Raw genomic sequence first — 15,409 nt, 5'->3', positions numbered from 1 at the left:
CATCAACAATAACTGGTTGTACTTTAAAAATTACGCCAGAGTTCAACTCCAAAGTGACGAAGGTAAGAAGATTTATGGTCAACGAAAAATCGAGGTCGAACCAGTCTTCGCAGATGTGAAGGCTCATTTGAGGTTTACTCGATTTTCGGTTAGGGGGTTAGATAAAGTAAACATCGAAGTTGGATTGGTCCTAATGGCCATGAATATGATTAAATGGGCCTGAGAAAAGGCCCATTTAATCATAGAAATTCGAAAAAAGCAGGGCAATGAAAAAATCGACCAGAGAAAAGCAAAAATCACTTTTCTCTGGTCGATTTATTTTGAGTTATGTCCCAAACTCTCCTTTCATTTCTACTGATTTGCTTTTTTCTCCGCGTGCTGTCGTTCTAGCTCACGAAGTTCTTCCTCAGTCGTTTCCATATGATCATAGAAATGATTGAGTTTGTAATTCAGGTGATCGATGGCAGACTGCAAGTCATCACGCTTTTCTTCCATCACCGCGAGTTGTTCCTGCAGAATAGCCTTCTGCTCTTTCGTATTGTCTTCTTGTGCGTCGAATAACTGGATATATCGCCGCAAACTGTCAATACTCATTCCAGCAGCCCGCATCTGCGTCACAAACGTAATGCGACGAATAATGCGATCATCAATATCACGGTTACCAACCTCTGTTCGGTCAATTTCCGGAATCAAGGATTCCTTCTCATAATACCGAATGGCTGCCGACGATACGCCTGTTTTTTCACTAGCTTCTTTAATATTCATTGCGTTTTCTCCTTGTGGATCATAGTAGCACAACGACCTAAATAACCGGTCAATCTTATTGATGTACTCACAATAGACCTTAATGTGTACTTGAAGGCAAGCAGGAAAACTAAATTTGATAAATCGTCATTGTATCCGTTTGACCAACTACTCTTCCACCGGCCTGACGAACAATTCTATTAGACGCCTCATTTGCAAATTCGACGGTTACTTGAATTGGATTAATCCCCATCTTTCGGCATTCATCTATCAACAGTTGGCATAATTTTGAGCCGTATCCTTGACCACGGAACGGTCGACCAATTGCATAGGCAATATGCCCAGAATTCTTTTTCATAGCTGGTGTTAATTGATGTTTAATTCTACCAATGCCAACTGGAATTCCATCATCATTGAGTAACCAATAGGTTGAACGTGGAACGTAACCTGGCCGCAAATTTTTTCCAACTTTTTCATCTACCGACAACTGTAACCACTTAAAATAGCCAGAGTGAGATTTGCCAAACATCTCGTTGTGGAAGCCATTTTCATTGGCCGAAACTTGTTGGAGTAGTTGATAATATTTGAAATTATCGTTAACACTCAATGCTTTAAAACTAAGCACGCTCATCCCTCCTCGGCTCTCATAACTAGATATAGCTCTTCTACCAGTTCTTTTTTAAATTGGTGCGCTTATTTAAAAGAAACATGAAACAGTCTCGCCATTTTTTCCGTCGGAAAATTAATGTTCAATTGATTTCCGTACACTTTATAGTCCACTGATTTAGCATCCGGATACAATACCTTGACTGCGCCAATATTACCATACTTGGCCAGGTTAATCTGATGGTGACTTCTTTGTCCATGGCCACGCCATACGGCTAAATATAATTCCCTTTGCCCTTTTAACGCAAAACTGAACCACTCGTCATCTAATTGGGTGAGTCCATCTGGCCATGCTGGTAGCATTTGGGGGATTTTTTGACGATATGTTTTATAAGTCTCAATGCCCTGCTTCACAAGTCTTAATCGACTTCCCTGCACATGATCTAATAATCCGCTTTGATGAATACGCAAAAGCATCGCGTTAACCATGTTGAAAACCACTTCTTCATCATCGCCATCAGTTAATGGATATGACCACACAGCGCATTGTTCCGGTGCTACTACAGAAGCACCAACAGCAGCCACATTACCATTCCGAACATAATCTGTTTGATCCGTTAAGGATTGAATACTGTGCTGTGCTAACATGGCATAATCATGACGCATTCCCCCACTGCCACAGTTTTCAATTACCAATTTTGGATACTTTTTAAATAGTGTTTTAATCCATTCAATATATGCCCGATTGTGTTCCAGCAAACCATCTCCAACACTATCAGACTTTAAATCCGTTCCTAGCCCTGTTGTAATGTTATAGTCCATTTTAATGTAACCAACACCATAATCTTCTACTAACCTTTTTACGACGGCATCGGCAAATTCAACAACCTCAGAGTTTCTAAAATCCAAATGATATCTGTCAGCATCAATAATTCTTTTGCCATGCCGCATAAAAAACCAATCATCAGGTAGCTTATCTGCTAGCGGACAATGAATTCCCATGACCTCAATTTCCAACCACAGACCTGGTATCATTCCGGCATTACGAATGTACTGTATTAATTGTTCAATACCATCTGGGAATCGCTTTTCCGATGGCATCCACTCGCCAACACTGTCCCACCAGTAACCTGGCGCATACCATCCACAATCAATTACATAATACTCACAGCCAACAACCTGGGCCTGGTTGATTAACGGAATTTCTTTTTTCGTTGTCGGGTCTCCGGCCAATCCATTCATATAGTCGTTGAAAATCACGGGAAGACGACGATTATCGTCATTTTTTCGACGAATCAATCGTCGATACTTTGTAAGTTCCTGGAGGGCATCTTCAGCATCACCTAGAATTTCACCGAATGCTACTTTGCAAGTAGTAAAACTGTCCCCATTATCCAGCTGGTGCCACCAACCATTATCCAGCTCTTCAGGACCTGATAATCTCAACGCCAGCAAGTTCCCCGCACCAATATCTGTTATTTCATAGTGCCAAGCACCATTATTTTCAATCTCCCAAACAGCAGTTTCCTTGGTTACCTCGTTTGTTAACAAACCGGTAGGCGAATATTCTGAACATGACCATGATGAATTATTATTAATGCTAATGCGTTTAGTAGCCGCCTGTTTTTTTTCACCATCAACCCAGTAATCAAGACCCAAATCTTTGAGTGAAGCCTTTTTCCATTGTGCTTCAGCTGTCCAATTATTATTAGCCACAAATAACTGATTGTGCTCTGAGTAATTCGTCAATAAATCGTCGGACTGATTAATCCCAGTAATTGCAAATGAAGACAAGTATTCAATGCCCTGTTGATATTTAGTGTGATTGCTTACCTTTGTCCAACTACGAATTATCTGTGTATCGTTAAAAAGCTGATACACACTGTCTACGACAATTTTTCCACTAACGTCTGTTTGTGTAATAACTAACTGCTTACCTGTCTCGGTTAATGATAATAGATGCTTTTGATAAATTAAGTCACTTCCAGGATTTGTATCTACAAAACTAAGTCCCTTATGATGAAAATTACGTCCTGTAATTTGAAGTTCTGTGATACCAAAGTGCGTCTTAATATTGTCAGGTGCGTCTCTAAGGTCGTTATTATTCATTTTAACTAGCAGAACACGGTTATTTTGAATCTCAAATATCAACTGTGCCTGATCAGTTTTTGCAACAATTTGCTTCATTTTGCAGTCTCCTTGTCATCTTGGATTTCGGCTTGACTGTCAGCAACAACAGATTCCCGAATCTCGTCTTCCATGTCTTCAAACTTTTTATAAAACAACAATGGAATGATTGCGATGGCAAAACAAACAATTGTTACCCAATGGAAACTAATTGAAATACCCAATAGTGCATGCGTACTCTGTGTTTTATTAGCAATATACCCAAAACTTGCCATAATCATTGACGGAATAAAGCCTGCTAATCCACTACCAACTTTTAAACAAAACGAGGTTCCCAACGCAGTTAATAATCCCGTGGCATTTACGCCATTTTTCCACTTACCGTAATCTACTGCTGAACCCAACATAGCAAATGGCATAGAACAGGCGATACCTGATCCGAGATTTGCCAAAATCCACCCCACCACAACTATCGTCAAATTATGATCACCAATCATAATAATAAATTGACCAATAATCGCTAAAACGAGAGCAGAAATCCAAAGATTCTTTTTGCTCATAAATTTATTTATTAGAGGAATTGCTAACATTCCTGCAATTTGGACTGATGCTATCGAATTAAAAATTGTTACTAAACCCTTATTACCCAAGTTGTAGGTGAAATAATACACTAAGGTCGATGTCCTTTCAGTTAGTGCAATCCAGAAGAAAAAGTTGCTGATAAAAATAATAATCCACGGCCAGTTCTTCTTCATCGCTTTAACACTTTTATTTAAAGGTACCCTCTCATTCGTTGTATGAACGCGTTCCTTAATATGTGCAAACGAATACAGTGTCATAATTGCTGAAACTGCTGCAAACAAGATAATTAGCCACCTAAAGCCGTTGACATCATTTCCACGTCCCAAAAAGGCAACCAGCGGCAATGTTGTGGCATTAACAATCAATACACCTAATTGAGAACCCGTCATGCGCCATGAATTTAATTTCAGCCGTTCCGACGGGTCTGGTGTTAGCAATGGTAGTACAGCTGTTAAGGGTGTATTCAAACCTGTATATAAAATTCCAGTGATTATGTATGTTACCGCACACCACCATATTTTCCCTGTAAGTCCAACTTGTGGTGCCCAAAAGGTTAACACGCCAAAAATCGAGAAAGGAATTGCTAGCCATAAAAAGTATGGTCGAGCCCGACCATACTTAGAATTGGTCATATCGATAATACTTCCCCAAATTGGCGCATCAATTCCATCAAATAATCTGGCCACTAATAAAATAATTCCTGCAGTCGCCACAGGCAATTTTGCCACATCCGTATAAAAGTACAGTAAGTAACTGCTGATCACAGTAAAAACAAGTTGACCTGCAGTATCCAACATTGCATAACTGAAACGTTCATTTGCTGACACGTCAGATTTTCGTTTCCTAGACATTTTTGATCACTCCTATTTTTATATTCTTAAATCCAAAAATAGTGTAATCGCTTTCACAAGTGCTTAAAATGGTGTATTTTATATAAAAGGTGTCTTTTTGTCATGTGTTGGAATTTGATATAACAAGTTTTAGTGAATATTTATTTTACGAAGTGTCGTTATGTAACTTTTAGTGGCTGGAGGTGCTCACTCGTGAACACAGTATCTTGTTTTTCACTTAATGCTCCTGTTTTACATTTTTCGTCAGGTAAGTTTACTGCCGGTAAAAATTGGCAGCATAAGCATATGTATCATGAAGGTAATTTCGAAATTATTATTGTTATCCACGGAAAGTTATTTCTACAGATTGATCAAAATAAACTTCAAATAACAGCTGGGGAAGCTTTTGCTTTACCTCCTTATCACCATTTATGTGGATACCAATTTTCACCTGAAGGCACTCAATATTTTTGGTTTCATTTTTTTGTAAAACCTGGTGGGCTTAAAAATATCCAGTTTAAAACTAAGCGTGAAATTATTGACACTATTTTCAAAAAAACAGATGCATTACTTCCGCTACAATTCAAAATTTGTGAAAAGAACAAAACATTTTTATTGGCAAACCAAATTCTCGATGTATCAAAAGGTAATTACTTCACTCCTTTGGCCGTGGATTATTTATTAACAGAATTGATTATTCAGCTGGCCGATGATTACCATAAACAGCTCTCAGGAACGCTGATTTCTATGAAGAAAAATCGGGTTGACACTATTAAAGATTGGATTCGGGCTAATCTAAATAGTCATCTTAAGGTAACAGACGTTGCCAACGCTTTTAATCTCAATGCAAGATATTTAGTACGTTTTTTTAAACATGAAACTGGCCAAACGGTAATCGCATATATTAACCAGCTAAAAATGGACAAAGCTAAAGAGTTATTGATTAGGAGTGATTTATCTATTAAACAAGTTGCTGGAGAAGTTTACTTTGAAGACGAAAAAAGATTCATGAAGGTTTTTAAAAACAATTTCAATCTAACCCCTACAGAATTCAGAAGGGCATACACTCGTAAATTTCTTGATTCCAGTCGCTTTGACCCTGAAGTTCCTATTAAACAAACGCCTGAAAGACAATAAAAAAGCCGAGTTCTTAGAGAAACCATTATCTGGTGATGGCCTCTTTAAGAACTCAGCTTTTATTTTTAATTTCCTATATTTTAAGCATTCTAGTCATTTTCCTTCAACCACTTATCCAGCACACTGATAAACTCATCATGCTGATCCAGCAAAGCCAAATGGCGACTGTTGGCGAACAAGTGCCACTTAGCGCCTGGAATGTGATCGTAAACGGACTTAGCAATCAGTGGTGTACATAGATCATCCGTCCCATTAGTAACCAATACGGGCACATGAATGTTCTTCAAATCATCGGTTACATCGTAATCACTGATGGTTCCGTTCTCGGTAAATTCGTTTGGTCCCTCAGCGATTAGGCTGGCACGTTTACCATTTGTTTCACGACGCAGTGGTTCTGGTGAATTCTCGTCGGGATCATCCCAGCAATAACGCTCCATGTAACGGTCATTAGCAGCCAAGTACTTAGGACCAGAGAAGTCACCTGTTCGTTCAGCCTCAGCAATTGCCTCACGGTCCTCATAACTCAAGTAGGAAATTAACCGATGTTGCTCTTGCGTCCACAACTTGATGGAAGCAGGCGAACCGTCGATCATGACACTCTTAACTCCCGTTTGGTCATAGTGCGTAAGGTAAAGCATCTCAAGCATGCCGCCCCAAGATTGACCCAACATGTGAATTTCATCCAGGTGTAAGTACTTGCGGAGCGCGATTAATTCCTCGGCCCACGTTTCCTTCACATAAACGGATTCGTCCTCAGGCAATGATGACTTCCCACAACCAACTTGGTCATACATAATCAACTGACGACCAGTTTCTGCGTAGTCATCCAGCAATTCAAAGTAATTATGCGATGAGCCAGGACCACCGTGAATTAGCAGTAATGGTGCCTTGCCCGGCGTCTTCTCACCGACAATTCGATAATATGTTTTATACCCGCGAAATGGCATGTAGCCTTCTTCAATCTTCATGAATCGCAACTTCCTTTATGTGTGAAATATGGTGCTTATGTTGATTGTACGCCTTGCAACAAACATCGAAGCATTCTGAAATAATTATTTTTCAATCATCTTAGACAAGTTAAAAACGTGATAGGCGAAATTATCATAACTCGTCTAACACGTTTTGAAATTCTGGATTATTTTTTTGCTGTTAACTTAGCGTCCACTTCTAACTGTCAAGATATCTAGCAGCATAAACGTTGGACTTAATAACTTAAACTCGCCACCATGAGAAGGATACGCATACCTATTTTAGACATCTTTTTAGCCATTACGCTCGTTGCCTCAAGGATCGTATACGGAAAAAAGCATTAATTGTGTTCACAGCCGGCTCAAATTAGCCTAGCGTTTACGTTTCATTTTGATAACCACCCAGCTCAGCACACCGATAATGACAATCAGCACGCTACCGACAGCCCAGTAAAGCATCGTGTGATCCGGTTTCAGCGTCACGTCTTGGTTATTGTATTTTTCGGCCTGTTCCTTAGTGATCGTAAATTCACGGACAAAATGCCACTTTTTCTTGGCGGCAGTCACTGTTAAATCAAGCCGGTAGCGCCCTGGTTTAAAACGTTCCCCATTCAAACGGATTGGATAATCCATGATTGAATTTGGTGCAAACTGAACGTGATCCTTTGTCGACTTATACAACGTCCGTTTGCTCGTTGTTTGAACCTTTGCCACAATTTTCGCCTGACTTAAGTAACGTTTTTTTACATTGCGCAATTGAGCTGTGACCAGATTACGACCCGCTTCAGATTTAGCTTTTACATCCCCCAGTTTTAACATTGGTGTTAATTTTTGCCGACCTTGATGAAGGACCATTCCCACCACGTATTGATAATTATTCGTGACGGAAATTCCTTTCGAGGTCTTTTTCTTGTCGGGTGCTACTTTTTTAAACGAAATTCCGCCGGCAATCACACCGTTAAACTTTTGTTTAGGCGCATCGATTTCAAAAATCGCCATTTTCGAACTTTTGGGCGCTAAACTGAGTTGCTTTGGTGCTGTCGTCACAACATCTGTTATGGGTGTGGTCAACGTTTTGTCAGACTTAAACCGTGACTTACCGTACTCAACCACTCCGTTTGGATTCGTTTTCGCCACGTTCACACTTGTATTGATCTTAATGCGTTTGTCGGACGTATTGGTAACCTTCACCATGACACTTTCTTTTTGACCCGGCTTCACGTTTAAATCAAAATACGTTTTCGATTGATCCCGTTGCAGTGACGATTTTTGTGGCTCCACGCTGAAATCCATGCTTTGTGCGTGAGCCACTTGACTATGTAGCAGGAGGCCAACCACCCCACAAAGCATCACTATAATTGTCGTTAATGTTTTCTTGGTCATGTTGAACCCTCCTGTGTTTCGCATATTTGAAACATTTAAAACTAAACGGTTTCATCTGGTGTATCTTCTAGTGTCCAAGTCAATGTTCCATTGTAGGTCCCCGCACGAGCGGCACCAGCTGGAACTACTAGCTGAACACCAGTTGTTTCTTCTTGTTCAGTACCAGTCACTTCACCACCAAAACGATGGATCGTCGTTCCTGTTCCCTTACCTGTTGGCGCGTTTAACAGTTTCACATTTGCATCATCAGCAAGAACCGTCACATTGCCACCAACCATAGTTGGTTCCTGGCCAGATTCAGTGCCTAATACAGCACGATCGTTGAATAGAATCTTAGTACCAGTCATTTGATGCTCCTCGCCGTTCTTAAAGGGCAGGCTCTGCTTGGCTGCTAATTGCCATCCAAGTCCGCCACCCCGTTTGTCAGTAACCTGAACGAAGTTGGAACGTTTGACTGAACCTGCAATACCGTCGATTTGAACTGTATCTGTTTTGGCATTGAATGTTTGTTCCTGCGTGTTGGATGTCGTCCGTTGACCGAAATCTAGTTTGGACGCGTAATCAATGGTCAATGAACCACTCTGATTAGTCGTCCCGGATCCTGTCAGCTCAGTTGCTGCGTCGTTAGGATCCAATGGTGTCGTAACGCTACTCGGATCAGTAAATGAAACCGTCGCTGTAGAATCCCATGACGCTGCCATAACCGGTGTTGCCAACCCCAGCGTCAGTAATGATGCGGCAATAATGGTCGTTAGTTTGCTTAATTTCATGATTTTTACCTCACTTTTTTATCTGCAAAGGGACGGCCATCGTTCATTGTTATCGGCCCGAATTGGTGGCAAACGGACATGATGCAAACATTTCATTTTGTTCATGTTCCATCACCCCTCCGTTTCGTTCGGTACATCGCTCAGGTTCCAAGTAATTTCGCCATTGTAAGCTCCTGCCTTGGCCTCTGAGGGTGAAACTTGGAGCATGAGCCCCTCTTCACTATTCCATTGATTAGAAACGACATACGGATCATTGTCAGGATTACGTGCTGTTTCAATCTCAATGGCTGCATGACTTACCGGCAGTAGTTCACCATTCTTTTTATACTTAATTGCGTCCGGCAACACATCGCCAGTCGTATTTGTTAACGCCTGCGTCAGTGTCAACGTTAACGACCACTGTTTGGTTACATAACGTTGATCGGTCACACTCAATGGCTGATCCCAGCTTACTAGCGGAAACAGTTGATTGGCTTGCCGCACAATCAGATCACGCCCAAAATTCAAATTTTTGGGGACACTGGATAATTGCAGCGTACCGGGCGGATTGTAAGCCGCCATTCGGTGCAACGTTTTGCCCCTGACGGCAGTTGCCATCGCTTCCGGATCACTGGTGACCATGCTACCAGCAAATTTTCCCCACTCAATTTTTTCAAATGACTGTGTTGGATCACCACTAACTGCAGTAGTATCCCAATATGCAAACGGCGAATTCGATAAGGTTAAGCTGGAATTAGCATTCAGATTCAATGCCCGAGAATTTGTGCCAGTCCCAGTGTTTTGTAAATCAAATGCAGCCGGGTCCTCAACGACAGCCGTTGTCGTACCTGTGCCTAAGTCTGCCGTTGCAGCAGTTGTACTATTGTTTCGCGCAGTCAATGATCCTCGGGAAGCAACAGTAATATTATTGTTTCCCCCTGAGGAACGAATCGCCGCAATTGACCGATTATCTGTATCTAGGTTCATTTGGGCATTCTGACCAATCGTTAAAGAAGCATTGTCATTGGCGATTTGAAAATAAACGTTATTTCCAGGCCACTCCGCATTAAACTTCGTCCCGGTTCCTAACGTAATGTTGTTATAGTACAGATAAACAATTGGATAACCTTGCGTCCCGTTAGTTCCAGTCAAGTTCAGCGTACAGTTTTGCCCCGTTGTAAATTCCCGAGTCCCACCTGTCTGGTCCTCAGATGGCCGCAAATCATAATAAAACATCGAATAGTTCGTATTGTTGACGTTCCCGGTGTAAACCGTATTGTCGGCCATTTTGACGCTCCCGGTATAAACGTTTTCCGCTCGCGTATCTATGTTGCAGGTGCCTGAAAACGTAATGTCCGAATACGTTGCAATGACCAGGCGATTAACCGTTGTAGCCGTACTGATATTGCTGAATTCAAAGTGCCATTGACCTCGAGCCGTACCGCTGAACGTGACAAATGCTGCCGCCGTGTTTGCCACTTGAATATCATGCACGTTTAGTGTCGGATTGCCTGAAACCGGTACACCGTAACGTAAAGCGCCACTGCCAATGTTTAGGGTATGTTGCTGCCCATCGATTTCTAAACTGCGAGTGATGGGATTGGCAGATATTGAGGTGGCAGAAATGTTATTCTTCAAAAAAATCTTGGTTACGGATGGCTCGTTAATCGCAGTCTGTAACTCAGAAATGTTGCTAACCTCGCGCTCTGTCTCGCCAAGTTTTGTGTCTTCTTCTACCCGGGAAGTTTGTGTGCTTTCTGATCGTGAACTAGTTTCTTCATCGGTTCTACTAGGCTGATTAGCTGACTGTGAATCAATTGAATTGGTTTCACGTGAAACGGTTGCCTCACTTTCCAAATGTTTTGAACTGGCCTTGCTACTTTGACTGACGTCGCTATTAGTGTCAGAATCATTTGATTCACGATCGCTTTCACCAGATTGACTACTTTCACTCATTGAAGACACTGAACTACTACTTGAAGATCCACTTTCACTGGCTGATTCTTCAGCAGCAGGATCAATCGTTCCAATCAGTGACACTTGTTCAGCGGGAAGGTCACTGAGTTTAGTCACGTTTTTCGTATCCACATGTTCAAACGTCAACAACCAGCCAAGGCTGCCAGCCTGAGCAGTTATAAACGAACCACTTCGGTCATTGTTAATGCTCAAATTTCGTAAAGTTAATCGCGTATTATCATCCGATTTACCCAATGGCAGTGAACCTTCAGTTAAAGTTAACTGGTGCTGCTTCCCTGTAATCACTAGCGAAGTTGTCCGTCCAGCTAATTGGCGGACATCACCACTGATATCTGCGGCTAATGTAATCTCCTGAACATCGCCATTTTCGTAAGCATCTTTGAATTCGGCAAACGTATGAACGGTCGGCTTAACCTCAATAACATCAGTTTTATCGGCGGATGAGCTATCTGCAACCGCCGTTATCTTGTTTGTCGTAGAATCACTGACCACTGAAGTATCAATTGAATTAGCCGTCTGTGAGTCGTCTTGCGAAGACTGTTGTGAGCTCTCCACTGATTCATTAGCCTGCACCATCATCTGCGGACCAACTTGATTACCCCCAATAACCCAAAACGCAATCATAAACAAAGTAAACAATCGTTTCATTGGCAAATCTCCGTTAATGCTGATTTTTTCACAATATATCAATTAGCATTTTTGAATTAAAATCATAACTCTGTGATTATTGATAAAGGATGCGAAATTTGTCATCAATAAGTGCTCTTCGCAGCAAAAAAAACCGTATCAAATATGTTTAGTCATATTTGATACGGTTTTCGGTTTTAAGTTTTGTGTTTTTCTATTTAATTCATCAAGATTAACAGTACTGAATTATCTAGTGATCTCAGATGAATCTTGCCACTTATATCAGCTGGAGGGCGGCAACATTGACACCGAGCCGTGAAGGTAACGTTAATTCGAGTGATTTACTCGAATTTAGGTTACGGACGGTCCGTAAAGACTCGGCTCCTCACGAGGCTTTGCGGCGAGGTGAAAGACTCCGAACTTGGGAGGTTTGAACCGGTCCCACGGCGAGCGTAACAATGTTGCCAACCGCAAGCGGCATTCAACGTCTCACAAATAACTAGTGTTTAATGTGCAATGCCCGCTTCCATTTGGCAAATACGATTGATTCCGTGCGCGGTGTAATGCTGTCATATGCATTGCGGCTCATCGCTTCCCAAACCTGGTCATCTTTCATGACCCGTTGAATAGCGTTTGCTAAACCAACAACATCGTTATCCGCTACAAGATAACCGTTCTTACCTTCATCAATCATGTCTGACGGACCATAATGCACATTGTAAACGACTGATGGAACCCCATGTGCCAGTGCCTCTGCCAGTGCCAATGGTTCATTGTCACTTTCCGTAGCATTAACGTAAACCTGTGCACCATCGTAAGCCTTGTCTAAATCTGGATGGTATCCCTTAAGTGTGACGCTATCCGTCAATTCAGCTTTCTTAATCTGCTCAGTAAGTGGCTTTTCCTGATCACCATACCCATAGATATCAAGTGTCGCATCACTAATATGTTTCTTCACCGTCACAAACGCTTTGACAACGTCTTCTGTATGTCGTTCCTTAGTCAACCGTCCAACGACGATCACCTTGTGAGCCGTCCGTTGTGGCAAACGAACACGTTTGGCATGAGCTTGTTCATCATTGACCACACTAAATGGCACGACGGTGATTGGCGCCTTAACCTGCGCTTCACCGCCCATCCACCGCGTCAAATCAGCCTTCTGCTCGTCTGTGGCCACAATAATACCGGAAAGCTTATCAATTTGATTAACGATCGGATTGGCATAGATTCCAGACAGGTTAGCGTAGACCTGATCTTTAGGATCAATAGTATGTGTCGTCGGCAATGTAATAAACCGACTGACCTTGGTCGTCATACTTAACATTGCATCGTAAGCCGCGCCCGGACGATCAGCAACAAACGTTGAACCCTCGCCATCACGACGGTTCAATTCGTCGAGGAAGAACGTGAACAATTCATCGTAGCTATCAAAGAACAGATCCTGCCCTTTATAATCCAATAATTGGAGTAACGACAAGAAGTTGTGGCCATCTTTGTCATGACTGAAGTATTCCTCAATCACCCGTTTGCCATCTGGCGCGTAGGTCACTTGACTAATGAGTTCGCCCGCATCGCTAAAGAACTGATCACGTGTTTTAAAACCGCGGAAGTCCCACAGTTCTGTTTGGACTTTTTTGCCACTGCGGTCAAACGCATCAACACTGTACAACTGGCCAATTGTGCCTGGTGCGAAATGAACATTCATCACTAGCTTATCGCCATCATAAACGTGACTCACATCGGCTCCAGGATCTACGTTGTAATCCGCAGCCAGGTTTAAGGACTCAATTTTGGGTTCGTTTTTGCCAACTGGCTTTAAGTCTTCAATACCCTGGAAATAATCATACATGTTGACGACTTGATCATCTTCGATACCGAAACGTTGTTTATTTGCATACAACATTTGATCAAAATTGCGTGTCACCAATTTAGCAGGCGTTCCCTGGTGCTTAAACAGTTGCAGCCGTTTGATTTCAGCATGTTCGATTCCTGAATTCAAAGCCATCAGATATTCATTTACGAAATAAATCATTTGCTGGCCTCCTGTTGTTTGTCCGCCTGAGTTCTTGAGTCAGCTTCAGCAAACGCCTTAACATCGTCTAAAACAGGTCGCCATTTGTCCCACACAGCATCTTCTGAGAAACGTTTGGCATCCTCGTAGGCATTTTCACTGAACTTTTGCATTAGCCGGTCATCTTTAAGCAACTTCGTGATGGCATCCGCCAAAGCATCGACGTTGTCCAACTCAACCAAATAGCCATCGCGATCATTTTCAATAATTCCCTGAGGACCATACTTTGCGTCATAAGACACTGTTGGCACCCCATGAGACTGGGCTTCCAATAAAGCCAGCGAGAATCCTTCAGCTCGTGACGCCAGCACATTAATTTGCGCACCATCGTAAACCTTGCCAACATCCAAGGTGTAATCGTGGAAGGTAACTAAATCGCCAAGCTTTTTATCAGCAACGATCTTATTCAATCGTTCGCCTTCCTTACCGTTCGCGTATCCCCAGAAATCTAGGCGCGCTGCCGGCACTTTAGCATGAACCTTTTCATAGGCTTCGATCACTTTATCTTGCTGCTTTTCGGGAGAAAGACGGGCCACCATGATGATTTGTCCTGGTGTCCTGTCCGACCATTTAACGTGAGGCGCATTTAAAACGTCGTTGTCAACGATACCAACAGGTAATTCAAAGACTGGTGTTTGATCGCCCCAACGGTCAATAAAGTCTGTCCGTTGTTGCGGCGTTGGTGCTGCCACACCCTGCCACTGATCCAAATTCTTAATTGCATATTCGTAGTTATAGTTCAAGGTCGCCGTCATGATCTTTTCAGGATCATTCAAGTGATTTGAATGAAGGTGCATCATCTTAAATGCCCGTGTCCGCATGTTAAGCACAGACCAAGCCAATTCAAACGTCCGGTCAACGACAAATACGTTATTTTCACCGTCGCGTTTGTTCAATTCATCGAGGAAGAAACGCATCATCGCCTGCTCACCGTTAAATGAGTAGTTTGTCCCGTGCCAGTTCATGATCCGGTATAGCGAATTATCGTACTTACCTTCCTGATTTTTCATGTGGAATGTTTGGTAAACCACTTTACCATCAGGATTAAAGACCTGCTCAGCATTAACCACGCCGTCTGCATCGTGCCACTGCTCCAGCGCCTTGAAGCCACGGGCATCCCAGTATTCACTCTTTACCAGTTTGCCATACCGATCAAATGTCCACACCGTTTCAACTTCCTTATATTCTGGTGCTCGCATTTTAATTCGCTGAATAATTCGTTCAGAATTTCGCACCATAAACCCGTGCTCGTCTTGATCATTAACCAGCACTTGTAAATTTGGTTTCACGTGTAAATCAGCCAATGTAAATGCCGTCTTCTTAAGGTCTTCTGTACCTTCGAAGAAGTCAAACAGATTGACCATGTCACTATCCGCCAATCCAGCATGAGCCAACGTATCATGTAACGTCAGTGAAAAAAAGCGTGTAACAATCTTTGCCGGTTCGCCGTGATCCTTAAACATCCCCAGCCGCTTCATTTCCGCGTGTTCAATTCCTGATTTCTTTTCGTTAAAACTTGCGTTGATAAAGTAATACATCCCATTACCTCACTTATCTGCACACCTATTTTTTAATCATACCAGAAGCTCACAAAAATAGGGCTCAGCA

Annotated in this window: 12 protein-coding genes; 2 read left to right on the top strand and 10 right to left on the bottom strand. The window is 42.2% G+C overall.

Annotated elements, in window-relative coordinates; all coding sequences use genetic code 11:
- A partial coding sequence (locus tag G400_RS15240; RefSeq protein ID WP_162141867.1) for a transposase occupies window positions 1–223 on the top strand: 223 nt, incomplete at its 5' end.
- Between the two features lie 128 nt (window positions 224–351).
- Here G400_RS15240 and G400_RS0111595 read toward each other — a convergent pair.
- The 4 genes from G400_RS0111595 to G400_RS0111580 form a co-directional block, all read right to left on the bottom strand.
- The gene (locus G400_RS0111595) at window positions 352–765 is read right to left on the bottom strand and encodes a MerR family transcriptional regulator (protein ID WP_017261123.1); all 414 of its coding nucleotides are present in this window, start codon (window positions 763–765) and stop codon (window positions 352–354) included.
- 109 nt (window positions 766–874) lie between these two features.
- Complete coding sequence (locus tag G400_RS15865; protein ID WP_017261124.1) at window positions 875–1,369, bottom strand: GNAT family N-acetyltransferase; 495 nt, start codon at window positions 1,367–1,369, stop codon at window positions 875–877.
- A gap of 68 nt (window positions 1,370–1,437) precedes the next feature.
- Entirely contained in the window at window positions 1,438–3,537 is a 2,100-nt protein-coding gene (locus G400_RS0111585; RefSeq protein ID WP_017261125.1) for a glycoside hydrolase family 36 protein, read from the bottom strand.
- Complete coding sequence (locus G400_RS0111580) at window positions 3,534–4,910, bottom strand: MFS transporter (protein WP_017261126.1); 1,377 nt, start codon at window positions 4,908–4,910, stop codon at window positions 3,534–3,536. Before G400_RS0111580 ends, G400_RS0111585 begins: the two co-directional genes overlap by 4 nt.
- A gap of 192 nt (window positions 4,911–5,102) precedes the next feature.
- Between G400_RS0111580 and G400_RS0111575 the strand changes: the two genes are divergently transcribed.
- On the top strand, window positions 5,103–6,026 hold the full coding sequence (locus tag G400_RS0111575) for an AraC family transcriptional regulator (protein WP_017261127.1): 924 nt from the start codon (window positions 5,103–5,105) through the stop codon (window positions 6,024–6,026).
- A gap of 89 nt (window positions 6,027–6,115) precedes the next feature.
- Here G400_RS0111575 and pepI read toward each other — a convergent pair whose 3' ends face one another.
- From pepI to G400_RS0111545, 6 genes are all read right to left on the bottom strand, one after another.
- The gene (gene pepI / locus G400_RS0111570) at window positions 6,116–6,994 is read right to left on the bottom strand and encodes a proline iminopeptidase (RefSeq protein ID WP_017261128.1); all 879 of its coding nucleotides are present in this window, start codon (window positions 6,992–6,994) and stop codon (window positions 6,116–6,118) included.
- 372 nt (window positions 6,995–7,366) lie between these two features.
- On the bottom strand, window positions 7,367–8,377 hold the full coding sequence (locus G400_RS15230) for a DUF916 and DUF3324 domain-containing protein (RefSeq protein ID WP_017261129.1): 1,011 nt from the start codon (window positions 8,375–8,377) through the stop codon (window positions 7,367–7,369).
- 41 nt (window positions 8,378–8,418) lie between these two features.
- Complete coding sequence (locus tag G400_RS15860) at window positions 8,419–9,147, bottom strand: WxL domain-containing protein (RefSeq protein WP_017261130.1); 729 nt, start codon at window positions 9,145–9,147, stop codon at window positions 8,419–8,421.
- A 111-nt stretch (window positions 9,148–9,258) separates the two neighbouring features.
- Window positions 9,259–11,751 (bottom strand): pectate lyase-like adhesive domain-containing protein, encoded by a 2,493-nt coding sequence (locus tag G400_RS0111555; RefSeq protein ID WP_017261131.1) that lies wholly within the window; start codon window positions 11,749–11,751, stop codon window positions 9,259–9,261.
- A gap of 478 nt (window positions 11,752–12,229) precedes the next feature.
- Window positions 12,230–13,762, bottom strand: a complete 1,533-nt coding sequence (locus G400_RS0111550) for a glycosyltransferase (RefSeq protein WP_017261132.1) — start codon at window positions 13,760–13,762, stop codon at window positions 12,230–12,232.
- Window positions 13,759–15,339, bottom strand: a complete 1,581-nt coding sequence (locus G400_RS0111545) for a glycosyltransferase (protein WP_017261133.1) — start codon at window positions 15,337–15,339, stop codon at window positions 13,759–13,761. The genes G400_RS0111550 and G400_RS0111545 overlap by 4 nt, the downstream gene beginning before the upstream one ends.
- Window positions 15,340–15,409: the final 70 nt, after the last annotated feature.

Source organism: Furfurilactobacillus rossiae DSM 15814 (assembly GCF_000428925.1).
GTDB lineage: Bacteria > Bacillota > Bacilli > Lactobacillales > Lactobacillaceae > Furfurilactobacillus > Furfurilactobacillus rossiae.
This window is presented reverse-complemented; position numbering and strand designations above follow the sequence as displayed.